This is a genomic window from Rhizobium rhizoryzae, from assembly GCF_011046895.1.
Lineage (GTDB): Bacteria > Pseudomonadota > Alphaproteobacteria > Rhizobiales > Rhizobiaceae > Neorhizobium > Neorhizobium rhizoryzae.
Genome location: NZ_CP049249.1, coordinates 755,537 through 779,594, shown reverse-complemented (window position 1 = coordinate 779,594; position 24,058 = coordinate 755,537). Strand labels below are relative to the sequence as shown.

At 56.2% G+C, this 24,058-nt stretch carries 25 protein-coding genes; 16 read left to right on the top strand and 9 right to left on the bottom strand.

The window, feature by feature from the left end; all coding sequences use genetic code 11:
- The first annotated feature begins 211 nt into the window (after positions 1-211).
- The 8 genes from G6N80_RS04365 (at position 212) to G6N80_RS04330 (ending at position 6,412) form a co-directional block, all read left to right on the top strand.
- Positions 212-1,612, top strand: coding sequence for an aminotransferase-like domain-containing protein (locus G6N80_RS04365; protein ID WP_165131577.1), 1,401 nt, complete (start codon positions 212-214; stop codon positions 1,610-1,612).
- Between the two features lie 139 nt (positions 1,613-1,751).
- Entirely contained in the window at positions 1,752-2,345 is a 594-nt protein-coding gene (locus G6N80_RS04360; RefSeq protein ID WP_165131574.1) for a LysE family translocator, read from the top strand.
- Between the two features lie 146 nt (positions 2,346-2,491).
- Complete coding sequence (locus tag G6N80_RS04355) at positions 2,492-2,809, top strand: BufA1 family periplasmic bufferin-type metallophore (RefSeq protein WP_165131571.1); 318 nt, start codon at positions 2,492-2,494, stop codon at positions 2,807-2,809.
- Between the two features lie 28 nt (positions 2,810-2,837).
- Positions 2,838-3,764: an MNIO family bufferin maturase gene (gene bufB, locus G6N80_RS04350; RefSeq protein WP_165131568.1), complete on the top strand. Its 927-nt coding sequence runs from the start codon at positions 2,838-2,840 to the stop codon at positions 3,762-3,764.
- Positions 3,751-4,554 carry an HvfC/BufC N-terminal domain-containing protein gene (locus tag G6N80_RS04345; protein ID WP_165131565.1) on the top strand — a complete coding sequence of 268 codons (804 nt, stop codon included), beginning with the start codon at positions 3,751-3,753 and terminating at the stop codon, positions 4,552-4,554. The genes bufB and G6N80_RS04345 overlap by 14 nt, the downstream gene beginning before the upstream one ends.
- The gene (locus tag G6N80_RS04340) at positions 4,547-5,050 is read left to right on the top strand and encodes a DoxX family protein (protein WP_165131562.1); all 504 of its coding nucleotides are present in this window, start codon (positions 4,547-4,549) and stop codon (positions 5,048-5,050) included. Before G6N80_RS04345 ends, G6N80_RS04340 begins: the two co-directional genes overlap by 8 nt.
- Positions 5,051-5,223: 173 nt before the next feature.
- A complete protein-coding gene (locus G6N80_RS04335) occupies positions 5,224-5,775 on the top strand; it encodes a sigma-70 family RNA polymerase sigma factor (RefSeq protein WP_062556350.1) in 552 nt (183 codons plus the stop codon).
- 1 nt (position 5,776) lies between these two features.
- Positions 5,777-6,412 carry an NrsF family protein gene (locus tag G6N80_RS04330; protein WP_165131559.1) on the top strand — a complete coding sequence of 212 codons (636 nt, stop codon included), beginning with the start codon at positions 5,777-5,779 and terminating at the stop codon, positions 6,410-6,412.
- On the opposite strand, the gene G6N80_RS04325 is transcribed toward G6N80_RS04330, so the two are convergent.
- The gene (locus G6N80_RS04325) at positions 6,402-6,932 is read right to left on the bottom strand and encodes a MarR family winged helix-turn-helix transcriptional regulator (protein ID WP_165131556.1); all 531 of its coding nucleotides are present in this window, start codon (positions 6,930-6,932) and stop codon (positions 6,402-6,404) included. The two genes, G6N80_RS04330 and G6N80_RS04325, sit on opposite strands and share 11 nt — an antisense overlap.
- Positions 6,933-7,113: 181 nt before the next feature.
- On the opposite strand from G6N80_RS04325, the gene G6N80_RS04320 reads away from it, so the two are divergent.
- Positions 7,114-8,040 (top strand): dihydrodipicolinate synthase family protein, encoded by a 927-nt coding sequence (locus G6N80_RS04320; protein ID WP_165131553.1) that lies wholly within the window; start codon positions 7,114-7,116, stop codon positions 8,038-8,040.
- Positions 8,041-8,094: 54 nt separating this feature from the next.
- Positions 8,095-9,249, top strand: coding sequence for a MalY/PatB family protein (locus G6N80_RS04315; protein WP_062556353.1), 1,155 nt, complete (start codon positions 8,095-8,097; stop codon positions 9,247-9,249).
- Positions 9,250-9,337: 88 nt separating this feature from the next.
- Here G6N80_RS04315 and solA read toward each other — a convergent pair whose 3' ends face one another.
- A complete protein-coding gene (gene solA / locus G6N80_RS04310) occupies positions 9,338-10,477 on the bottom strand; it encodes an N-methyl-L-tryptophan oxidase (RefSeq protein WP_165131550.1) in 1,140 nt (379 codons plus the stop codon).
- A 183-nt stretch (positions 10,478-10,660) separates the two neighbouring features.
- Here solA and G6N80_RS04305 point away from each other — a divergent pair, with 183 nt between their 5' ends.
- The 4 genes from G6N80_RS04305 to G6N80_RS04290 all read left to right on the top strand — a co-directional run bounded on the left by G6N80_RS04305 (position 10,661) and on the right by G6N80_RS04290 (position 16,608).
- Complete coding sequence (locus G6N80_RS04305; RefSeq protein WP_165131547.1) at positions 10,661-12,904, top strand: glycoside hydrolase family 2 protein; 2,244 nt, start codon at positions 10,661-10,663, stop codon at positions 12,902-12,904.
- 222 nt (positions 12,905-13,126) lie between these two features.
- Positions 13,127-14,044 carry a cyclic di-GMP phosphodiesterase gene (locus tag G6N80_RS04300; protein WP_062556356.1) on the top strand — a complete coding sequence of 306 codons (918 nt, stop codon included), beginning with the start codon at positions 13,127-13,129 and terminating at the stop codon, positions 14,042-14,044.
- A 64-nt stretch (positions 14,045-14,108) separates the two neighbouring features.
- On the top strand, positions 14,109-15,581 hold the full coding sequence (locus G6N80_RS04295; RefSeq protein ID WP_165131544.1) for an NAD-dependent succinate-semialdehyde dehydrogenase: 1,473 nt from the start codon (positions 14,109-14,111) through the stop codon (positions 15,579-15,581).
- Positions 15,582-15,678: 97 nt separating this feature from the next.
- Positions 15,679-16,608 (top strand): glutaminase, encoded by a 930-nt coding sequence (locus tag G6N80_RS04290; protein WP_165131541.1) that lies wholly within the window; start codon positions 15,679-15,681, stop codon positions 16,606-16,608.
- Between the two features lie 257 nt (positions 16,609-16,865).
- Here G6N80_RS04290 and G6N80_RS04285 read toward each other — a convergent pair whose 3' ends face one another.
- The 6 genes from G6N80_RS04285 to G6N80_RS04260 form a co-directional block, all read right to left on the bottom strand.
- Positions 16,866-17,177: a hypothetical protein gene (locus tag G6N80_RS04285; protein ID WP_156379309.1), complete on the bottom strand. Its 312-nt coding sequence runs from the start codon at positions 17,175-17,177 to the stop codon at positions 16,866-16,868.
- A gap of 170 nt (positions 17,178-17,347) precedes the next feature.
- Positions 17,348-18,319 (bottom strand): agmatinase, encoded by a 972-nt coding sequence (speB, locus tag G6N80_RS04280; protein ID WP_062556360.1) that lies wholly within the window; start codon positions 18,317-18,319, stop codon positions 17,348-17,350.
- Positions 18,320-18,460: 141 nt separating this feature from the next.
- Positions 18,461-18,688: a YkgJ family cysteine cluster protein gene (locus G6N80_RS04275; protein WP_343048700.1), complete on the bottom strand. Its 228-nt coding sequence runs from the start codon at positions 18,686-18,688 to the stop codon at positions 18,461-18,463.
- A gap of 147 nt (positions 18,689-18,835) precedes the next feature.
- The gene (locus tag G6N80_RS04270; protein ID WP_062556361.1) at positions 18,836-19,051 is read right to left on the bottom strand and encodes a hypothetical protein; all 216 of its coding nucleotides are present in this window, start codon (positions 19,049-19,051) and stop codon (positions 18,836-18,838) included.
- 202 nt (positions 19,052-19,253) lie between these two features.
- Positions 19,254-19,943, bottom strand: a complete 690-nt coding sequence (locus G6N80_RS04265) for a 4'-phosphopantetheinyl transferase family protein (RefSeq protein ID WP_165131535.1) — start codon at positions 19,941-19,943, stop codon at positions 19,254-19,256.
- Positions 19,944-19,961: 18 nt separating this feature from the next.
- Complete coding sequence (locus G6N80_RS04260) at positions 19,962-20,465, bottom strand: MarR family winged helix-turn-helix transcriptional regulator (protein WP_165131532.1); 504 nt, start codon at positions 20,463-20,465, stop codon at positions 19,962-19,964.
- Between the two features lie 127 nt (positions 20,466-20,592).
- On the opposite strand from G6N80_RS04260, the gene G6N80_RS04255 reads away from it, so the two are divergent.
- Positions 20,593-21,024 (top strand): organic hydroperoxide resistance protein, encoded by a 432-nt coding sequence (locus G6N80_RS04255; protein WP_165131529.1) that lies wholly within the window; start codon positions 20,593-20,595, stop codon positions 21,022-21,024.
- A 350-nt stretch (positions 21,025-21,374) separates the two neighbouring features.
- A complete protein-coding gene (purU, locus tag G6N80_RS04250; RefSeq protein WP_165131526.1) occupies positions 21,375-22,256 on the top strand; it encodes a formyltetrahydrofolate deformylase in 882 nt (293 codons plus the stop codon).
- Between the two features lie 65 nt (positions 22,257-22,321).
- On the opposite strand, the gene G6N80_RS04245 is transcribed toward purU, so the two are convergent.
- Positions 22,322-24,055, bottom strand: a complete 1,734-nt coding sequence (locus tag G6N80_RS04245) for an acetyl/propionyl/methylcrotonyl-CoA carboxylase subunit alpha (protein ID WP_165131523.1) — start codon at positions 24,053-24,055, stop codon at positions 22,322-22,324.
- Positions 24,056-24,058 lie beyond the last annotated feature (3 nt).

Here is a 24,058-nt window from a genome sequence, read left to right as displayed (position 1 = left end):
ATTCATCAGAGATACGATTTATATTATATTTCATATCGATATCGCCAAAAAACTGTAATTATATTTATGTTTACTTGCAAATTACATTCTTAAAAAAGAATAGAGGGTTAGTTTCGAATTAAAGGTGCAAATTTTATTTAGTTAAAATTTATAGTTGATTTCGCGTAGCTGTAATCCCATGGAGACGTCTTGAAAAGCAGATTCATGTTGCGTGACACTTAGGGAGGATACCATTCGCCTCGTATCTCCATGGATTCCTCGTCTGCCGGCGGGCGGAGGAAAGATACATGACCGTATTGCAACTGCTTTGGCGGAGGATATTGCCGAAGGCCTGGTACCCGCAGGTGCTCGATTGCCTGCACACAGAGATTTGGCGTACCGGCTTGGCGTCGGCGTCGGTTCGGTCTCTCGCGCCTATCTGGATCTGGAACGCAGAGGTTTGGTGCGGAGCGAGCATGGACGGGGAATGTTCGTATCCGTCCAGGCGGTTCGTGAACGCGGATATACGGATCTGTCCGTCAATGTCCCGCCACAGTTGCTCGGTCAGCAGATCCTTGTTGCAAGTTTCCAGGCGCTCGCTCGAGATGTCACGGCAGAAGATTTCGGTCATTATCGGCCTGCGGCAGGTAATTCAGATGATCGGCGAATGATCGCCGGTTGGCTGCATCAGGTGGGTATCGATACAGCGATCGAGCGGATCCTCATCACAAACGGAGCACAACATGCATTATCAGTCGCATTCTACGCCGCGTGCGGCCCTGGGGGAACGCTGTTTACCGAGGAGGTAACCTATCCGGGAGCCATCCAAGCGGCAAAATACCTCGGATGCAAGCTGGTCGGTTTGCCGATCGATGAACAGGGTCTGATTCCGGCACATCTCGATTCAGCGCTCGCTGCGAGTGACCGGACCTCCCATCGGGTGATCTACGTAACTCCGACCCTGCACAATCCAACCACTGCGACGATGGGGATGACACGACGCCAGGAGATCGTGGATGTGTGCCGAGCACATGATGTGCTGATCGTTGAAGACGATGTTTATTCGCTTTTCACGCCATCTGACTGCAAGCCGCTGGTAACGTTTGCGCCGGAACGCGTTTTCTACATCAATGGCTTTTCAAAGATGGTTTCTCCGGGTTTGCGTATCGGCATCATCGTTGCGCCGCTGGCGTTCGCCGACCGCTCTCGTTCAGGCCTTCAGGCGACAACGTCGATGGCGTCACCAATTTTTTGCATGCTCTTGAATTTCTGGTTACGCGAAGGGGTGATCGCCTCGGTACGTGCCACCGTTCGAGAGGAGGCCGAACAACGCGTTCGTCTTGCCCGCCACCATTTGCCGGATGCCTGTCTTCCCCGCGATGGTGGCAGTTTACATGCATGGTTGCCAATGTCGTCTCTGGCTGCGGAACAAGTGGCAAACCGCGCTGCGGCTTCCGGTATTCTTGTCAGTCCGCCATCTATTTTCATGGTGGATTGCCAACAACCGAAGACGGGAGTGAGGCTATGCCTTGGTGCGCCCAAACGGTCGGAACTGGACGCAGCATTGGCGCTCCTGGCGAAGATCTCCAGCCAGCCTCTGGTTGTGACCTCGGAGAATTTCATCGGCGTCTGAGCTGAAACGCATTTGATCGATAACGCAGACAGGCACACATCCTGAAGTGTATCGATACATGATTGTGATTTACGGCAAGTGTCTCGATCGCTAACCAGAACAAGTTAGAAGTAATTTTCTTCAAGAGCGAGACACCGCGATGCCGGACCAATTTATCGCATTTGCGATCTATGCTTTTGTTACATCAATAACTCCTGGACCAAACAACACGATGTTGCTCGCTTCAGGCGTGAACTACGGCCTCGTACGATCCATTCCGCACATCCTGGGCGTTTCTCTCGGTTTTGCATTGATGGTGTTGGTCATCGGGGCGGGCCTTGGGGAAATCTTTCTTGCCGTGCCGCAGGCGCAAACCGTCCTGCGCTGGATTGGTTGCCTTTATCTGCTATGGCTGGCTTGGAAACTTGCCACCTCCGGCCCGATGGACAATGAAGCGCAGGAGGCCCGTCCACCTCTGACGTTTGCAGAAGCTGCGTTGTTCCAATGGGTGAATCCGAAATGCTGGATCATGGCGATGGGTGCGTTGACGACCTATTTGCCTGAAAGCGCCTCTTTATGGAGCGTCGCCGTGCTCGCGCTTGCATTTGCGCTCGTCAATGCTCCAAGTGTTGGGAGTTGGGCAGCATTTGGAACGATCCTGCGAGGATGGCTCTCTTCTCACAAGCGTATGCGCGCCTTCAACATCGTCATGGCGCTTTTGCTCGTTGCCTCCCTTCAGTCGATCATTAGCTGACTGGATCGTGTCGGGCCCTGCCACACTGCGTCGCAGATAAGTCTGGCGATCACGCGTTCGTTATCATCAGGCTTGTAACGAATGGCCTCCCGTTCCCGAATTGCCTGTGTGTCGCCCAATGCGGCACCACCAGCAACGGAGAACATATGATGTCGAAAGCCTCAATTAGCACTGTGCTGCTCGCCGGTGCAATCACCTCTGCACTATCGACGCTCGCAATCGCCGGTCCCCTTACCAAAGCTGAAGCCGACGCTGCTGTGGCGGCCAAGAAAGAAAAGTGCTTTGGCGTTTCGCTCAAGGGTCAGAACGATTGCGCAGCGGGTCCCGGCACTAGCTGCCAAGGCAGTTCGACCAAGGACTTCCAGGGCAATGCATGGAAGTTCGTTCAAGGTGGCACCTGCATTTCGCTTCAGTTGCCCGGTGACCGCAAGGGCTCGCTGACGCCCTTGACACGCGATACCTAAGTTCAAGCTGGTGGGAGCGGAGGGGCGAATGGCCAGAACACATTTGATACGGCAGCAGCCTGCAGGCAAGGCTGAAACTCTCCGCTTTACCCCTCATCGTGTGGCCGGTCAGGCCGGTACCAGTTTCAAGCCGGAGCATTTTGCAGCCATCCTCGAGGATCCACCACAACAGGGCTTCTTCGAGGTCCATGCTGAAAACTACATGGGTGCTGGCGGTCCCGCGCATGCGGCACTGGAATCAATCCGGCGAGACTATCCCGTATCCATTCACGGGGTCTGCATGTCATTGGGCGGGCCATCACCTTTGGACCCGCAGCATCTTGAGCGCTTCAGAATACTTGTCGAGCGTTACGAACCTGCGATGGTTTCCGAGCACCTTGCCTGGTCGACCCATGAGAATGTCTTCTTCAACGACCTGCTGCCACTGCCCTACAACCTGACAACACTTCTGCATGTCTGTGAGCATGTCGACCGCATGCAGTCAACGATAGGACGACGGATCTTTCTGGAAAACCCATCAACCTATGTCGCGTTCGATCATTCGACGATCAGTGAAACCGATTTCCTCGCTGAAGTCGTCAGACGCACCGGCTGCGGGCTCCTGCTCGACGTCAACAATGTCTTTGTATCTGCGGCCAATCATCGATTTTCACCCATTACCTATCTGGAAACCTTTCCGCTCGCTGCGGTCGGTGAGGTGCATCTGGCCGGCCACGCGGAGCAGGTGGACAGTGAAGGCCAAAGGGTTCTGATCGACAGCCACGACGGGCCCGTCGCCGATGCGGTCTGGCAACTTTACGAGACAATCATCACTCGCTGCGGCCCTGTTCCGACATTGATCGAATGGGATAGTGAAATCCCCGACTGGCCTGTTTTGCGCGCCGAAGCGCTTGCCGCTCAGGACATTCTGGATCGTCATGGTGCGACAGGGCAGGTGCGTGATGCCGCAGAATAACACCGTTCAGCTCTCGCAGTCGGCTCGGGAGCAGGCATTCCTGTTTTCGTCAGGCCTTCTTGCGCCAGATTCCCCTGTCCCCAAAGACCTGCGCTCCCCGCAGGGTACAGTGCTCGCGGACCGCTACAATATCTATCGCAACAACGTCACGGTCGGTTTGATCAACGCGGTCGCTTCCATTTTCCCTGCCGTCCAGCGCATCACCGGTCCTGATTTCTTTCGCGCCATGGCACGCTTCTACATTCGCGCCAAACCGCCCTCGTCGCCGCTCCTCTTCGAATATGGCCGAGATTTCGCCGAGTTCATTGAAGCCTACGAATATGCTCAGACCATGCCATGGCTGCCGGATGTTGCACGTATCGAGCGGGCCTGGCTGGATGCCTACCATGCGGCCGATGCAGATGGGCTCGATCCTGCCCGATTGGCTGCTATCCCGCAAGAACGGGTTGGCCTGATCCGCTTCACCATGCATCCGGCTACAAGGATCGTGCGCTCTCTCTATCCTGCCGTATCTATTTTCTCTCAAAACCGGGCTGACGGCGAAGTCTTGCCGGTTAACGACAGGCCTGAAGACGCCCTGATTACGCGCAGCGGCAACCAGGTCCAGGTCAGGCTACTGGATGCTGGTGCCGCCGAATTCCTGCTTGCCTTGTCACACGGTGCGCATCTGCAGGATGCAGCGCAGGTGGGGCTTGGCCTGAACCCCGACCTTGATCTGGCGCGGCTTATCGCCGTCATGCTTGAGGCAAACGTATTTTCCTCCCTCGAAATGGACCATATCGATGACTGATATGACACGGACCGGAAACCGCTCGGCTGTCGACAGCCTGGGAAAGGCAACTGCGATCGCACTTTCACGCATTCAATTACTGGCTCAGCCGGACGTAGTCTCGTTGATTGTTCGACTTGGTCTCGCAATTCCGTTTTGGAAGTCCGGGGTTCTGAAGTGGGATGGCTTTCTTCAACTCAGTGATACGGCGATCGACCTCTTCAGTCAGGAATTCATGCTGCATCTGCCGGGAGGACCCTATCCCTATCCAATGCCTATGGTGATGGCGTTTCTGTCCGGATGCGGCGAGGTCGTCTTCTCGGCGCTTCTCGTGGTCGGTCTGGCGACACGTTTTGCATCACTCGCTCTGCTGGCCATGACGCTTGTCATACAGATCACGGTTCCTGACGGATGGCCAATTCACTTGACCTGGGCGGCCATGGCGCTTTGCATCATGCGGTTGGGAGCGGGTCGCATCTCCCTTGATTACCTCATCTGCCGGACAGTGAAGCCGTAGAGAAAAAGCTGGCTCACCCTGGACCATGACCGCGTATAAGATGTGTTTCGAAGTCTATCTTGAACTCTTCTCTGCTTGACAGTTGAATAGGAAACCATCAGGCCGTTCCGCAGCACCTCGAACTGCGCATCGTCTGGTGCGACGGGGTGGTGGATACCGAGTTTGAGGGGCGAATGAATCAGTCGGCCCGTGAGGTGGAGTGGGGAAACTGGCTGCGTCTGGCCGTGGATGGCGATGCCGCGGCCTATGATCGCTTTCTGCGGGCTGTGACGCCTTATCTGCGTTCCATGGCCCGCAAGCGTTGCAATATGCTTGGCATATCGGCGGGTGAGGCGGAGGACGTTGTTCAAGAGGTTTTGCTGGCAGTTCATCTCAAGCGCGCTACATGGGACACGTCGCGCCCTATAGGGCCATGGCTATCGACCATCGTCCGGAACAAGATGATCGACAGCTTTCGCAAGCGCGGCAGACATATCAGTGTTCCGATCGATGACGTGATGGAAACGCTACAGGCTGAAGATCGTCGATCGGGGCTGGAACCGGCCGACCTGGAGAAAATGCTCGCTGGATTGCGTGATCCACAACGCGAAATCGTTCGTTCCATCTCCGTGAGCGGAGATGGCATTCGGGAAACTGCGGAACGCCTCAAAATGTCAGAGGGCGCCGTGCGGGTCGCGCTGCATCGAGCACTTAAAGGGCTGGCGATGCTCTACAGGAGTGAATAGCGTGCAGACAGACGACCTCATCAAGCTCATGACACAGGATGCGCGTGTCAGGCATCGCTTCAATCCCGTGTTCGCAGTCGCTGTCATCGGCGGGCTTCTGATATCCGTGCTGCTGCTGATTGGTACCATCGGCCTGCGCCCCGATCTTGCGCAAGCGATCCAGACCCCTCGCGTTGCATTCAAGATCGGCCTGATGTTCATCCTGGCTGCAACCTGTACCCGGATCGCCTTGATCATAGGAAAGCCGGGAGTATCCCTCAAACCAGCTCTCGCAATTCTTGCTGTGCCGGTCCTCCTGTTTGTCTCGGGGATTGTTCTGGAGTTGAGAAGCGTTGCTTCGGGAGAATGGGGAGCAAGGCTCATTGGTCAAAATCCTGGCTTTTGCCTGCTGTTCCTTCCGCTTCTGTCGCTCGCTCCGCTGGCCCTTATTTTCGCTGCGCTGAAGCAGGCAGCACCTGTGAGCCCGTCACTGGCCGGTGCCGCCGCGGGGTTTGCGTCTGGTGCAATTGCTGGGTCCGTTTATGCATTGCATTGCCCTGACGACAGCCCGCTGTTTGTGGCGACGTGGTACTTCATCGGAATAACCTTGGTGGCCTTTGGTGGCTGGCTGCTCGGCGGACGGATTCTTAGATGGTAGTTGCCGCCGGAAGTGCGTCAGATCCGCCGGCGGCGTGGCGATCGACGATGCGTCGAAGGAGTGTTACCAGCACGTGCCTCTCGTCGGGATTGAGATGGCTGAACACCTGTTCATTGGCTGCGTTCACGGCCACCGAAAGTTTGACGACTGCGCGTTCTCCCTCAGCAGTCAGGCAAAGTCCAACGCAGCGGCGATCTTCCGGAGGGATAACCCGCCGAACGAGATCACGCTTTTCCATCGACGCAATCAGTCTGCTCATGCTTGGCCAGGTGATTCGGTACAAGTCAGCAAGGAAGCCCTGCGAAATGCCCGGGTTGAGGGCTACGGCCTTGAGGACGATGAACTCGTTGAAACTCAGGCCTAGATCGTCGTCCTTGAGGAGTTCCGATTGTTCCTCAGATGCAGCTTTGTGCGCCATTTGAAGAAGAAATCCGAGCGAATGCCCAAGCTCGCCCAGATCCAGAAACTCCGGGTTTGCTGAGAGTTCGGTAGGCGTTCCGTGCATGCGTTGTGTCGTCATCTCGCTCCCATCGCGAACATTAATTTCATATGAAATTATTAGACCAGGGATTGGGCGGAGGCAATAGGCAGCGCGGGCGCCTTGCGTTTCCGGGTGCGGCCATGCCAGAAATGCGCCGTCGCGCCAATAGCGCGCAGCGCACGAATAGCCACTTTCCCGCAAAGGCCGCAGAGGGCAGAGTATGAGCCGCATTTCCGCCGACAGCAAAGGCGTTTACATCATCGCCGTCACCCCCTTTAAGGACGATGGAGCGATCGATACCGCAAGCGTCGATCGCATGGTCGATTTCTATTTCGACAAAGGCACGGATGGCCTCACCATTCTTGGCATCATGGGGGAGGCACCGAAGCTTACACAACAGGAATCGATTGCGATCACAAAACAGGTTCTTGCCCGCTCCGCCGGACGACCCGTCATCGTCGGCGTCTCGGCACCGGGACTTGCGGCCATCGGGGAGTTGACGAAAGCCGTCATGGACCTTGGAGCGGCAGGTGTCATGGTCGCGCCACCGGGTTCCCTGCGCACGGACGACCAGATTATCGGATATTATCGCAACGTCGTTGCCACGATTGGTGAGGATGTGCCTTTCGTTTTGCAGGACTTTCCTCTCGTGACGGGCGTCCAGATTTCGCCACGAACGATCGGTGCGATCATCGAAGCGCTTCCAAGCATGGTGATGCTGAAACATGAAGATTGGCCCGGGCTCGACAAGATCAGTGAACTTCGTGCTGCAGAAGCTGCCGGTCGCCGTCGTATCTCCATTCTCTGCGGCAACGGCGGGGTGTTCTTGCCGGAAGAAATGGCGCGTGGTGCCGATGGCGCAATGACGGGCTTTGCCTTCCCGGAGATGATGGTCAATGTCTGTAAACTGGCCGGCGCGGGCAATCTCGATCGGGCACAGGACATTTTTGATGCCTATCTTCCTCTAGCCCGCTTCGAGCAGCAGCCCGGGCTCGGTCTTGCGGTGCGAAAATACGTGCTTGAAAAACGTGGCGTTATCTCCAGTCAGGCTCAGCGCCGCCCGGGTGCGGCGCTCGGCACCAAGGCTGTGGCAGAGGTAGACAGATTGCTTTTGCGTCTGGAGAAACGCCTTGCCGAGCTGGCTTGATGCTGCTTCAACCTCATCCCAAAGTCTCACGCGCAAAGCCAGAAACTGGAAACCATGACTTCATTTGATTTCGACACTGTTGTTACCCGCCTCGGTACAGACGCCAAGAAATGGGGTGCCTATCCGTCGGACATATTGCCGATGTGGGTGGCGGATATGGACTTCGCCGCACCGCCATCGGTGATCGAGGCGCTTCGTCACCGCGTCGAGCACGGCGTCTTCGGCTATTGTCTGCCTCAGGACAGTCTGCGGACACAGATCGTCGATGATATGCAGAAGAAGTATGGTTGGACGATCAGCCCGGACGACATCGTTTTCCTCCCTGGCGTCGAGCCAGGCTTCAACATGGCGCTCAAGTCAGAGACCAAACCAGATGACGGGCTCTTGATCCAGACACCTGTCTACAACCCCATTCTGACCGCTCACCGACATTGGGGACTACAAAGCATCGAGGTCCCGCTGAGAGAAAGTAACGACGGCTATTCCATCGACGCAGACGCTCTGGACGAAGGGATGGGGCGTTCAAGGGTATTTCTTTTCTGCAATCCGCATAATCCAACGGGTAAGGTTTTCACCCGCGAAGAGCTCGGCCACATCGCACAATCTGCCATTCGCCATGATGTTCTGGTGATCTCCGACGAGATCCATTGTGAGCTTCTACTCGATGGTCGCCGCCATATTCCCATCGCTTCGCTGTCTGCAGAGATCGCGGATCGTACGATCACGCTCATGTCGGCAAGCAAGACCTATAACATTGCGGGACTGAAGGCGGCATTTGCAATCGTCACGAATCCGCAGTTGCGCCAGCGCTTCAACGCGTCCCGTCTTGGTCTGGTCGACAGTGTCAATCTCTTCGGTCTTGAAGCAGCCCATGCCGCCTATATGTCGGCAAGTGAGTGGCGCGAGGCTCTTCTGAGCTATCTGGAAGGCAACCGGGATTACTTGCAGTCCGAGATTGCGCGGCGGTTTCCGAAAATTCGTATCGTTCCCGCGCAAAGTACCTATCTTGCCTGGCTGGATTGCAGCGCGCTGGATCTACCGGAGCCGCCGCAGGCCTTTTTCCTCAACCGCGGCAAGGTCGCATTTAGTGCCGGGTCTGACTTCGGTGCCGCCTACGGCAATTTCATCCGTCTCAATTTCGGTTGCCCCCGCTCTCTTCTGGTGGAGGGGCTTGACCGAATGACGGCGGCCCTTGAATCGCGGATATAAGAAAACACAGCTTTGTTTGAGGGTTGCTCGCTCGACGAGCGGGTAAGCCTCAATCTTTACAGGTTCCGCTAAACCAGGCCCCAGACGATCAGCCCGGAAAATGACGGTCAAAGGCGAATAAACCGATCGGCAGGTCGGTGGTGCTCTTCTCTGCCAGATCGGCAAGAATTTCTCCGATGACGCTGGCGAACTTGAAACCATGACCCGAGCAAGCAGAGCAGATGATAATGTCATCCGTGCCCGGCAGGAAGTCGATCAGGAAATTCTCGTTCGGCATCATCGTATAGCGACAGGTAATGGCCTTGTGCCGGAAGCTCGCGACCGTCGGTAGCCGATGGTGTGCGAATTGATCCAGAAGCGTAAAATCCTCATCGTCGACGGGTGCATTCGGCTCGTCCGGGTCAAGAGGCTGATTGAAATGAAGATGACGTCCAATCTTCACGCCGTCGGAACCGATGGCTGGAAAGCCGAAGAACGCGCCATTGGGACCTTCGTCGCGGATGAATCCGGGCATTCTTCCCTGTTGTGCGTTGAGCGCCTGCTTCGGATGATACCAGGCAACCACCTGGCGGATCGGCTTTGCCTTCCCTTGTAACCGGGGAACGAGTTGGTTGATCCAGGCGCCGGTGGCCACGATGACCTTTTTCGCGAAATATCTGCCGTGGTTCGAAACAACCGAGACGCCGCCCTGGCCCGGATCGATGTGAGTGATTGTCTCCCCAAAATGCATCACTGCGCCTGCCGCTGCAGCCCGCTTGACCTGAAGCGAGATGGCTATCTCAGGCCTTACGAAGCCTCCCTCGGGATCAAGGATTGCCATTTCATCAGGGTCGAGGGAAAAGGCCGGGAAACGGGCCATTGTACTGGACGCATCCAGCACTTCATGGCTCAATCCGTGCAGCGCGCAGGAGGCAAGTACACCGCGAAGCAGGTCACTATCGGGCAGTCCGATCTGGAGCACGCCCGTTACGGAAAGGACTTCCTGTCCGGATCGCTGCTCCAGTTCGCGCCACTTGGCATAGGCTCTCTGAAGAATTGGGACATAAGACGGGTCTTCGAAATAGGCGAGGCGGATCATTCGGCTGTCACCATGTGACGATCCCAGAGGATGCGCCGGGTAATGCCGTTCGGAACCGATGACCTTGAAGCCGCGTTCTGCCAGCTCCGCCAGAGCTGCGCTACCCATAGCGCCCAGTCCGATCACTGCGACATCGAAGCTCTGGCTCATAGGTTTCTCCTTGCTCGCTATTGACCGCTATACCCGCAATCCGGGACGTATGGATGGCAAGAGGTCAGGTGATCATACAAGTGCCTTGCGCCACCCGATGCTGCTTATTATCACAATGCGCAAGGTATCAAGGTCTGATCGATTCCGCTCGGACTGCCAATCGATAAATATCTGGAGGGTTCAATGCGTATGTGGGAGCGGTTCAATTCGGGCTGGACATTCAAGCACGGTTTTGACGCGGGCTGGATTGCCGAGGAGGTGAATGGCGAGAGCATTTCGCTTCCCCATACTGCGGTAGAGCTTCCCTACAATTACTTTGATGAGAAATGCTACCAGAGAGCATTCACATATCAGACGAGCCTTGCCTGGCGTGATGTCTTCGAGGGAAGGGAAATCAGCCTGGTTTTTGACGGGGCCATGGCCGATGCCGTCGTGTTCGTAAATGGCACCGAGGTCGTTTCACACAAGGATGGGTATACACCGTTTGAGGCAAGGCTGACGCCCCATCTCAACAAGGGTTCAAATCTGATCACGGTCAGGGTGGATGGGTCTGAGAACCCTGAGATTCCGCCATTCGGGGGTGTCATCGATTATCTGACCTATGCAGGCATCTACCGCGATGTCTGGTTGAAGGCCACCGCTCCGGTCTCTGTCGGGCTCGTCAAGATTGAAACGCCGGATGCCTTGGCCGAGGAAAAGACAATCAAGGCACGGGTTGCCCTCTCGAACCCGCAAGGCTTGAGCATTAATGGAGAAATCGGCGTCACGCTAAAGGGGAGTGATGGTGAAACGATCGCCTGCCATTGCGTGTCCATTGCCGCGGAGACTGTCGAAATCGAGCTCGCAGGGCTTCGAAATATTCAGTTGTGGGACATTGATGATCCTCGCCTCTATACGCTCGAACTTGAGCTGGATGCTCCATCCGGGCGGGATACGAGCGCTCACCGTTTCGGTTTCCGGACAGCGGAATTCACCACGGATGGCTTCAAACTCAACGGTCGGGTCGTCAAATTGCGCGGCCTGAACCGCCACCAGTCCTGGGCACATCTTGGCTATGCCATGGGCCAGCGTGGCCAGGAAAAGGACGCCGACATACTGAAACACGATTTGCGCTGCAATATCGTGCGGACGTCACACTATCCGCAGTCGCCGTATTTCCTCAATCGCTGTGATGAAATCGGCTTGCTGGTGTTTGAAGAAATTCCCGGTTGGCAGCACATCGGGGGTGAGAGCTGGAAGGCGGGGTCCGTTCGCAACGTGCGCCGCATGATCGAACGTGACTGGAACCATCCATCCATCATCATTTGGGGCGTCCGGATCAATGAGAGCAAGGACGACCATGACTTCTACGTCGAGACGAATCGCGTGGCGAGGGAGTTGGATCCCACTCGGCAGACCGGCGGCGTACGTTACATTCCTGAAAGCGAAATGCTGGAAGACGTCTTCACGATGAATGACTTCATTCTCGGCATGGAAGAATTGCCGGGGCACAATCGCGATCGGATCATCCTGAGGGATCAACAGGAAGTCACCGGACTCGACCGCAAGGTGCCATATCTTGTGACCGAATATGGCGGGCATATGTATCCCACCAAGCGTTTCGATCAAGAACAGCGCCAACTGGAACATGTCAGCCGGCATCTTGCCATTCTCAACGCTTCAGCCGGCACGCCATCAACATCTGGCTGCATCGGATGGTGCATGGCCGACTACAACACGCACAAGGATTTCGGATCCGGTGACCGCATCTGCTACCATGGGGTCCTCGATATCTATCGCGAACCCAAGTTCGCTGCCGCGGTCTATGCATCCCAAGGGTCGCCGAGCGACGGAGTGGTGCTTCAACCGGTCACGTTCTGGGCGCGTGGAGAGCGCAACATCGGCGGGGTCCTTCCGCTGATCGTTCTGACCAACTGTGACTATGTTGAGGTGAAGATCGGCAATGTGACCAAGCGCATCGAGCCGGACAGAGTGACCTACCCGCATCTCGATCATCCGCCCTGCATTCTGGAACGCCATATGGTGACACCGGAAGAATTCGGTGAATGGGGCATGACCTGGCGAGACGGAACGATCATCGGTTATCTCGATGGCGTGGCGGTGAAATCAATCTTCATGCCAGCAGATCCGGTGCCGACGAACCTCGAAATGGTTGCCGATACTGACCTGTTGGAAAAAGGTTGCAAGGATACGACGCGCGTTATCCTGCGAGCTCTTGATCAAGCCGGAAATGTGATGCCGTTCTTCAACGAACCTGTCACGCTTGCTCTTGAAGGTCCAGGCCGCTTGATTGGTGGAAGCCTCGTCAGCTTCAAGGGTGGCGTTGTCGGCGTCTATGTTGAAGCGGGTGAGAGTTCAGGCGTCATGACTTTAACTGCACATGGCAGCGGGTTCCAGGCAGAAAAGATCGAGATCACTGTTTCCTGAACTCCGCTTGTCCGTATTGTACCCGTGACCGCCTCATCCCTGCGGCGGTCACTCTCCAGATGAGTTCGTGTCTCCCACCTAAAAATTGAGAGTATATCGGCTATTCTTGAGACAGTTTTATTGCTGTAGCTGCAATTTTACGGATTTCATCAGTAATGAATTAGATATTTGTAACTAAGTTCCTTCCAATACAGGCCCATCTCTTGTCTGCGTAGGAACGCCATGCTGGTTCGCATTTCGAAGCATTCGCTCTGCCAGGGCATGTATGTGGAGGCTGTGGAATGTCCCGACGCTGAGTTCAATAAAAAGCGCTTTCTTCTTCGGGAGAAAGAGGACCTTGATGCCATCCGCCTGACATCAGCCGCTTCTGTTCTGATCAACACGACGCTTGGTTGTGCCAAACCGGAGACCAAGCCGAAGGATTCGCTCAGCGAAGCGAAGGAGAAGCTTGTCGAGAGCCAGATTGTTGCGACTGCCCTGATGCAGGGCATCAATGATGTTTATTCCGTTTTTGATCAACTGGTTGCTGGCAAGGAATTTGATCTGGAAAAGACGCGCGGGGTCGTCCGTACGCTGGAGGAGGTGGCTACCCGCTCGACGTCAGCGCTGATCCAGATGACACGGTTGCGCAAGAAGGATACAGCCACCTATCTGCATTGTCTCAGCGTCAGCACGCTCATGATGCGCATCGGTCAATTGCTGCGTCTGAAGGAGCAAACGATCCTCGAACTCGGCATGGCTGGCTTGCTGCACGACATAGGCAAGCTTTTCACGCCAAACCAGATCCTTGGCAAGAGCGGCGCGCTGACGCCCGAAGAGCGGCGGATCATCCAATCGCACCCGGACGTTGGTTACGATATTCTGCGCAAGAACGGCATAGAGTGCGAACTTATCCTGGAGGTTTGCCGAAACCATCACGAAACTCTGGACGGCAAGGGTTATCCAAGAGCCTTGAAGGCATCAGAAATCAGCCTTGCCGTTCGTATTGGCACAGTGTGTGATGTCTATGATGCGCTGACATCTACCCGACCATACAAGAAGCCCTGGACGTCGAAGGAAGCGTTGGACTGGATGTATGAGCGAAACGAACAATTCGACCGCAAGATTATTCATCGGTTGATGGAAGCTGTGGTGGATTGAATGCTACGAAAAGAACTGGCTCCGGCCAGTTCCACAGAGTAGAAGGCGGCAAGGAGACTTCGCCGTGACCATTACTTCCGCCTTGCTCAAGCATCTCAAAGAACCCGCCCTTTTCGAGGCACTCGCCGAATTGCCATCTGGGGAGCTTTCGACTCTCAAGCGTTTCAAGGTCTTCAATCCGTCGACAGGCGAATTGCTGGCCGAATTGCCGGACATGGGCGTGGAAGAGGTGCGTATCGCTATCGACCGGGCGGAAGCCGCGCAGGAAAAATGGGCCGGTCTGACCGCGCGCGAACGATCCAACATTCTCTGGAACTGGCATCGTCTAATCCTGCAACATAGCGACGATCTTGCCGCGATCCTGACAGCAGAGATGGGAAAGCCTTTGGCAGAAGCCAAATCGGAGGTGGCCCATGCGGCGGCCTATCTGCAGTGGTATGCGGAAGAGGCAAACCGCATCTACGGAGAGACGATTTCCGCCCCTTCAAACGACCGGCGAATGCTGGTGATCAAGCAACCGGTTGGCATTGTTGGTGCCATCACACCCTGGAATTTTCCGGCGTCCATGGTCGCGCGCAAGATTTCTCCAGCGCTGGCAGCGGGATGTACAGTCATCATCAAACCAGCCGAACAAACGCCGCTTGTTGCGGGTGCCATGTTCGCGCTCACGCGTCTGGCCGGTTTCCCCGAAGGCGTCGTCAACCTCGTGTATGCTGCGGAAGGTGAAGCAGTCGGCACCGAGCTTTGCACCAATGCGAAGGTCCGCAAGATCAGCTTCACCGGCTCGACAGAGGTGGGCCGCATTCTGATGCGCCAGTGTTCGGATCAGATCAAGCGGATCAGCTTCGAATTGGGAGGAAATGCTCCATTCATCGTTTTCGATGACGCGGATATCGATGAGGCTGTCGATGGCGCGATACAGGCAAAGTTTCGAAATGCGGGCCAGACCTGCGTCTCCGCCAATCGTCTTTACGTTCAGGCAGCCGTCTACGATGAGTTCGCCGAAAAATTTGCGCATCGCGTCCAGTCGCTTGTCGTGGGAGACGGCTTCGATTCAGCGACGACGGTCGGCCCTCTTATTGATGAGCGTGCGTTGTTCAAGATGAAACAACACATCGATGATGCATTGGCGCAAGGCGCACAGGTTCGTTGCGGCGGCAGGCAGTGCGGCAATGACGGAACTTTCTTCCAGCCAACGGTCATCACCAATGTCAGCAAGACGATGAAGCTTGCTCAGGAAGAGACCTTCGGTCCTCTGGCCCCCATCATTCGCTTTGACGATGCCGACGAGGTTATTCGTGAGGCGAATGACACGATCTACGGCCTGGCAGCCTACTTCTATGCTTCGAACATGAAGCGTGTTTGGCGCGTTGCCGAAGCCCTCGAATACGGAATGGTGGGCGTCAATACGGGCCGGATGTCTTCGGAAGCGGCACCTTTTGGTGGAATGAAGCAATCCGGCATCGGCCGAGAGGGCTCGCGGCACGGTTTGGAAGATTATCTCGAAATGAAATACATTTGCCTCGGCGGTTTGTGACGCCAAGCCGCGCTCTGGCGGAGGTGAGACCGCTTGCGAGTTTCACCTTCTTTGCGCATAGAGGTGACACAGACAATCATCGGAGCGACGGGAAAGAATGGCGGACCTACAGGCTTTGGTCGAAGAGATCCATCATACGTTGAAGCCGCGGACCGGCGAAGGCAAGGTGGCTGACTACATCCCATCGCTTGCGCGTGTCGACCCGAACAAGTTCGGCATCGCCATCATTGACCTCAACGGCACCGTCTACAAGACTGGCGATTGCGACGAAGCCTTCTCCATTCAGAGCGTGTCCAAGGTCTTCACTCTGACTTTGGCACTGGGCAAGCATGGCGAAACAACGTGGAACCGGGTCGGTCGCGAACCTTCAGGCTCTGCCTTCAACTCCATTGTCCAGCTGGAACATGAGCACGGCAAGCCGCGCAATCCCTTCATCAATGCCGGTGCAATTGTCATTTCGGATTCCGTACTTGCTGGCCACACGCCACGCGAGGCAATTGGCGAGATCGTTCGTTTTGTTCAGTATCTTGCAGACGATCCGACAATCGCGATCGATCCGGAGGTTGCCCGGTCTGAGGCAGCGACAGGTTTTCGCAACATGGCGCTCGCAAATTTCATGAAGTCCTATGGAAAGCTGCAGCATCCAGTGGATCACGTGCTGGGCGTCTACTTTCACCAATGTGCGCTCGCAATGAGCTGCACTCAGCTTGCGCGCGCAGGCCTCTTTCTGGCAGCCAACGGCAAAAACCCGATCACAGGTCATACGGTCGTGTCCAGCCAGCGTGCTCGTCGTATCAACGCGTTGATGCTGACATGCGGCCATTATGATGGCTCCGGCGATTTCGCCTATCACGTAGGCTTGCCCGGCAAGAGCGGCGTTGGCGGCGGCATCATGGCAGTGGCCCCCGGCAAGGCTTCGGTCGCTGTCTGGTCGCCCGGTCTCAATCAGAATGGAAACTCGCTGGTTGGTTCCTTAGCTCTGGAAATGCTGGCCAACAAAACGGGCTGGTCGGTATTTGGCGGGTGATCCGCCCCTCGCTCAGATAAATATTCAAAGAGCGAAATGAATTGCCCTTGTCTTCTTCGGTGTCTGCACCATTTGCGCCTTTAGCAGGGTGTGGCCATCGGGGGGCAACCTAAATCCGTTTCTGTCCATGCTGGTTTGACGGACGCATACTGAGCGTCAGGCGTCTAAGGCTTTTGACCATTCTTCCCATTCCTGGGAGATGCGGCGAAGAGAGGAGCACTGCTACGCTCCTCTCTTTTTTGTTTCAGAAACGACTATCAGCTTTCGACAGTGTTGCCCTCGCCACCCTGCAGCAAGCGCACGACCGAGGCACAGTTTTCATTGTTCCGGTCAATGTATTCCAGCGGAGACGACCAGCCAATCATGAGGCCTGTCCCTGCGGCGATGGCCCAGGCAGGCTCGTTCGTGGCGCGTTCGATCAGGCGCGGACCCTCGCTCGCAATACACTGGCGAAACTGCTGCACGGTCTGTGCGGACGCGTTCGCTCTCTGCAGTTGTTCCTGGGCTTCAGCTTGAAGCGGGTTAATGAGAAAAAGCGTAATGAACCAGGCTGCAATATCTGCAAGCATGCTGAAATCCTCCAATCCGGCATCGAACTCAAAAGGGTCCGACATCGTGAAGGCGCCGTAACCTTCACCAGAGGGGCCCGGACCAGCGGGTTGACGAAGATATGGGATTGTCCAAGGCCGCGTTCAAGATGTTGATAGTCAACCGCAGTCTATCTCTGTTGTATCGCCATTCACCGGGCAATGCGGTTTTTTTGCCGCTCGATCTGTCTTGCGAGAATGCAAAGCAACTCGAACATGACGGTTGCACCGACGATCGATGTCATACCGTTCAAGTCGAAGGGCGGGGCGACTTCCACCACATCTGCGCCTACCAGATTGAGGCCATCCAGCATACGCAGAAGTTGCTGGGCTTCACGGGTCGTAAACCCGCCAATCTCGGGGGTTCCGGTGCCGGGAGCCATGGATGGATCGATAGAGTCGATATCGAAGGTCACATAGGTCGCATGGCCGCCAACGATGGCGCGCGCCTCCTCCATGACCTCAAGAGCGCCGCGGGCAACGAACTCTTCCATGTAAATGATACGAACACCCTGCTTCAGTGCCCAAGCATGCTCGTCAGAACCGTAAACCGAACCCCGAATACCGATCTGCACCATGCGGGCTGGATCCAGCAGCCCCTCTTCGATCGCGCGTCGAAACGGAGTTCCGTGCGTATAGCGATTATCGCCGAAATAGGTGTCGTTCGTGTCGGAATGAGCATCGAAATGAATGAGACCCACGGGGCCATTCTTCGCGACTGCGCGCAGTACGGGCAGGGTGGTTAGATGATCCCCGCCAACGGCGAGCGGCAGGGCGCCTTTTTCCACGATGGCGGAGATCCCGTTTTCGATCAGTCGAAGACCATCCATCAGATCAATGGGATTGACGGCAACGTCGCCGACATCTGCGATATTGGCAACCTTGTAGGGCTCAGTTCCGAACATGTGATGCGCGCTGCGCATAAGGCTTGAATAATTTCGGACCTCGCGCGGTCCATGGCGTGCGCCAGCACGGTTTGTTGTTCCGCCGTCCCACGGGATGCCGACAAGTGCGATATCGAGACCTTCGGCGTCTGCTACGGCCGGCAGCCGCATGAACGTCGCGTGTCCTGCAAATCGCGGCACCTGCGCCGCATCGACAGGCTGATGAAACTTGTCCGTCATGATGTGGTGGCCCTTCGCTGGTGGGTCTGACTATGCATGGCCGACACGACCACAGGCGAAGAGACTGTAGAGCCCTTTTTCCCGAATGGGAAACGGCTGGTCGAATAATACGGTTTCAAATCATAGCGTGAAATGACGGTATCAGTCAGAGCGCCCAAGGCCGTAAGCCCAACGAGCCGTCAGGCATTCCTCGTCATTAGGCTGACATTCACGGCAGACCTGGGGTCTTACCTCATAGATCGTGCAGCGTGTCGCCACGCCGATCTGGCCGTCTAGCGCTGAACAACGTTGACCGTCGCAGCGCATGCCACTCAGATCCCCGGCCACGAGATGTGGAGGGATCTTCTCCAGAGCATCTTCGCTTTCCATAGTGAAGCGTGGCCAGTCTGATGAATAGGCGCAACATGCACCGCAGGTTTGGCAATCTGCGCCTGTAAGGCCGCTCATGGTAATCCACCGATCGAATTCACTGCAGATGAGTGTAGCACAAGGGATAACAAGGCTCGCTGCAGCCCGTCATTTCAGTCGCTTGCGGGCGCCAGATTTACCAAATGCTGCCGCCTCCTGCTCTCGCCCAAGCCGGGCCTGCCGCAGACGCTCGGTCTTTTCCTGACGCTGCCTGTCCAGAAGGTCAATCTCCTCGGTGGCGCTGTCTGGTAAGGCTGTTCTAGTTTGAATATTCGTAAAGGCAATCTCGGCCTCTTGGCGAGATTTGCTGAAGTTTTGAGTCATATCAGTCCTCGAAGATTGTCGCAGAATAGCGTCTGAATGAAACCTGAAGGAAAATTCTTCCGTTCAAAATACGATCTCACGGATCGATTGAACAATCATGCACCCATGAAAGATTGCTTCAACCTAACAGAAACCAGTGCACATACAAGGTTGAATACTGTACGAGTACATTTTCAGGAGCACTATTCATGTGGAAGCTTTGTCATCGGTAGATGCAAAGCGTTGTTATTGATGACGTGGCTGCGGCGAACGTGACCGGCGGTAATCCTGGAGAAGCGAGTTGCGATGCAAGAGGCGCATCTGCGGCAAATGTCAGCGAGCCAGACTTGGCAGCGACCAATTTCACTTCATCGAAATCGATGAAACGACGAACGAAGGGCCAGGTGGCTTTGAAGATCGCCTCTTTCGCACAGAAAATCAGGGTAAAGATCAGTGCGAGATTATTGCCTGTCAGATCCTTCAGAACATCTGCCTCTGCCGGGTCCGCAATGACACTGAAGAGATCTTCTGCCTTCTGCAAATCGACGATATGTTCGATATCGACACCAAGACTGCGGCAGGCGGAGGAAGGCGCAATCACCGCCATTGCCTCTCCATGGCTGTGCGTGATGCTGCCGACAACGCCCGCGGGCCAGATCGGCTCTCGATGAAGGCCGGTTGTCGCGGGCGTCGCATCCAGACCCAATCTGCGGCAGGCTTCAACCGCGCACGCGCGACCCGCAAGATATTCGAGTTGCCGGCTTGGAACAGCGGTCGCAAGAGCCGGTGGCAACTGGATGCCGGCTGCCTCCAGCACCGGTTCGCCCATGGGTTCGTAACGGGTCCCGATCCCCAGCATGCCGGGTGCCAGTCCTGGTAGACGGAGCTCTGTAAACTCGAATGCAGGCACCATTGCTCTTCCTAGTTCACGCTATACGATGGAAGCATGCGGTGCTGAATCTCCATCCGTGCCTGTCGTTCGGACGTTTGCCGCTCGCGTCAGGTTGCTCGTCAGGTGATTTATTGTTTGCAATGTCACATTTGCCTGCTGCATGTCCATTTGAAGCGCTTGTCCGATACAGCGTAGAACCTCTCCGGACTTTGCTTCAAGCTCGCGGCCCGCCTGCGTCAGGTGGATATCGACACGACGTTCGTCGTCGGCGCGGCGCTCCTTGCGAACCAACCCCATATTGGTAAGACGTTTGATGAGCGGGGTAATTGTACCGGAGTCGAGGCCCAACTGCTCAGAGATCTCTCCCACCGATGACGACCCAGACCTCCACAGAAGACGCATTGTCAAAAACTGCGGATAGGTAAGGCCAAGAGGTTCCAAAGCCGCCCTGTAGACGCGGTTGAACGCTTGCTCCGCTTTGTAGACTGCAAAGCAGAGCATTTGGTCCAAAGCGACATCACTGGTTGGTTCGGCTTTTTTCATGATCTGAATATATATTGTGCGCAATCTGATTGCAAGCTATTGACGAACAGGTTTCGCCGATACATATTGTGCGCAATTGAATTGTGGATCACTGAAGCGGTGGCCACACAACCCAAGGAGAAGACCTATGTCTGTCGACGCAAAGTACAAGACCTCTGCAACGGCTTCCGGTGGTGGCCGTGATGGTAAGACCAAGTTGGAGGATGGTTCCATGGAACTGCAACTGGTCGTTCCGAAGGAATTGGGTGGACCGGGCGGTGAGGGTGCAAACCCGGAAAAGCTTTTTGCTTTGGGTTACTCCGCATGCTTCCTGGGTGCCCTGCGCGTCGGCGCGCAGCAGCTGAAGACCAAGGTTCCGGAAGGTTCTACAGTAAACGCAACCGTGGGGATTGGCCCGCGCTCTGAAGGCGGGTTTGGCATCACGGCTGAACTGGACGTCTACCTGCCAGCCATGGCTGAAGATGAGGCCCAGAAGCTGATCGAAGTCACCCACGGCATCTGCCCGTACTCCAATGCCATCAAGGCAAGCGTCGACGTGCCGACAAAGGTCCGCACCTGACATCCGGGAATTTTTGGAAGACATTGGAAGGCCGGTCATCGCAGGATGGCCGGCCGTCCCTTTTTTCACGCGCGTTTGAACAGGAAGCTACGCTCTTTCTATCGCGTTTGCGGCTTTAACCGACGGTATCAAGACAAGGCGGCCTGCGCCTGCGCACTACCATGAACTTGCCTCCGAACTCGTGCGCCAGCCGGTTTCGGAGTGATGAGCAAGAGTTAATTAACAGCCTCGCTACTGTCGATCATAAAGGATGTCTCGACAACGAGGCGTTCCCGCGCCAAAAGCAGAGCCCCGACCGTGGTCGCAAGCCCGGTCGCCGCAACGAACTGTGTCTGAAGGAAAATGAGCCGATGAATTTCGTCCTGACTGTAACCTGCCCCACCGCCCGCGGCATCGTGGCTGCACTTTCGGGTTACCTGGCGGAAAAGGGTTGCAACATCGTCGATAGCTCGCAGTTCGATGATTTCGATACCGGGCGTTTCTTCATGCGCATCTCCTTCATTTCGGAAGAGGGCATCGGGCGTGATGCACTCATGGAAGGCCTGGCACCGATCTCACAGAAATTTTCGATGCAGGCCGATATCCATGACTCCGCCGAGCGCATGAAAGTGCTGCTGATGGTCTCGCGTTTCGGTCATTGCCTGAACGATCTGCTCTATCGCTGGAAGATCGGCGCGCTGCCAATCGATATCGTCGGCGTGGTTTCCAACCACTTCGACTACCAGAAGGTCGTCGTGAACCATGATATTCCCTTCCACCACATCAAGGTGACGAAGGAAAACAAGCCGCAGGCGGAAGCGCAGTTGATGGATGTGGTCGAGCAGACGGGCACGGAACTTGTCGTGCTGGCCCGCTACATGCAGGTTCTGTCCGATGATCTGTGCAAGAAGATGTCCGGCCGCATCATCAACATCCACCATTCCTTCCTGCCGAGCTTCAAGGGAGCCAACCCCTACAAGCAGGCCTATCAGCGCGGCGTGAAGCTGATCGGCGCGACGGCGCACTACGTGACAGCAGATCTTGATGAAGGCCCGATCATCGAGCAGGACACCGTGCGTGTGACGCATGCCCAGTCGCCGGACGATTATGTTTCTCTCGGTCGCGATGTGGAAGCACAGGTGCTGGCGCGCGCCATTCACGCGCATATCCATCATCGCACCTTCATCAACGGCAATCGCACAATCGTCTTCCCACCCAGCCCCGGATCTTACGCTTCCGAGCGAATGGGGTGATCAAGAAAACGCCCCGTTCGACATTGGCGAACGGGGCGATATTTGGTGTCGTACTTTATTGGTTTCTACGGCTGGAAACGCGCGATCTCGGATCCGCTTTGCAGGTAATCGCCCTGATTGGCGGTGAAATTCAAGACGCCGCTGCGCTTTGCAATAACTTGCGTTTCCATCTTCATCGCTTCCATGACGGCGATCAGATCACCCTCCTGGACTGTGGCGCCATCCTCAACCTTGAAGCTTTGCAGCGTGCCGGAAATCGGCGCGATCATCGCCAGGGGATCAACGGTATCCACTGAAGCTGCGGCACTTTTGGAACCTACTCCCGAAAGTCCCGCCAGGCCGCCGAGCAGCGCCTGCGGGATGCCCAGCATCACACGCTTGCCATCAATCTCCACAGCGGTGCGGACCAGACCCTCCGTTGTCGCAGGCTCAGGTCTTGCGGCCTGTTCCAGGCGATCGGCGAAATCCGTCTCGATCCAGCGCGTGTGAACCTTGAAGCCGTCAGTGCCGATGAAATCGTCTTCCTTCAGCACGGCGCGGTGGAAGGGCAGCACCGTCGCAACACCTTCAATGACGAACTCATCCAGTGCGCGCCGAGCACGCGCGATCGCCTGTTCGCGCGTTGCCCCGGTCACAATCAATTTTGAGGTCAGCGAGTCGAACGTTCCCGGTACGGTGGAGCCTGAAACGACGCCGGTGTCCAGCCGGACGCCCGGCCCCGAAGGTCCTTCGAAGCGGGTGATCGTGCCCGGCGTCGGCAAAAAGCCGCGCCCTGGATCCTCGGCATTGATGCGGAACTCAATTGCGTGACCGCGTGGAGCAGGCGTTTCGGTCACTTCCAGCGGCTTGCCTTCCGCGATGCGGAACTGTTCAATCACGAGGTCGATGCCCGCCGTTTCCTCCGTCACCGGATGCTCGACCTGAAGACGCGTATTGACCTCCAGAAACGAAATCGTTCCGTCAACACCAAGAAGGAATTCAACCGTTCCTGCACCTGAGTAGCCTGCCGCCGCGCAGATGCGCTTTGCAGCATGATGAATGCTCTGCCGTTGTGTATCGGTGAGGAATGGAGCCGGAGCCTCTTCCACGAGTTTCTGGTTGCGGCGCTGGAGGGAGCAATCGCGAGTACCGACGACCAGAACATTGCCGTGCTTGTCAGCGATTACCTGTGCCTCGATATGGCGTGGTCGATCCAGAAAGCGTTCGAGGAAGCACTCGCCTCGACCGAAAGCAGCCTTGGCTTCGCGGACGGCAGACTCGAAGGCTTCTGCCACGTCCTCCATCTTCCACACAACCTTCATGCCTCGCCCGCCGCCGCCATGAGCAGCCTTGATTGCCAGCGGCAGCCCGTGCTCGCGGGCGAAAGCCAGCACTTCCGCTGCAGTTTCCACCGGGCCATCGCTGCCCGCGACGAGCGGTGCACCGACCGAAAGAGCAATGCGTCGCGCCTCGACCTTGTCGCCAAGCGCCTCTATGACGTTCGGATCCGGCCCGATCCAGGTCAAACCTGCATCTATCACGGCCTGTGCAAATTCCGCGCGCTCTGAAAGAAAGCCGTAGCCGGGATGCACGGCATCTGCGCCTGCACGTTGCGCAATCTCGATCAGCTTGGCGATATCGAGATAAGTCTCTGCTGGACGAGCGCCGCCGAGCCCATAGGCTTCGTCGGCCAGACGAACAAACAATGCATCGACATCCGGATCGGCGTACACTGCAACCGATTTCAAGCCGTAATCGCGACAGGCACGGATGACACGAACGGCGATCTCGCCACGATTGGCAATCAGAACCTTCTTCATGGA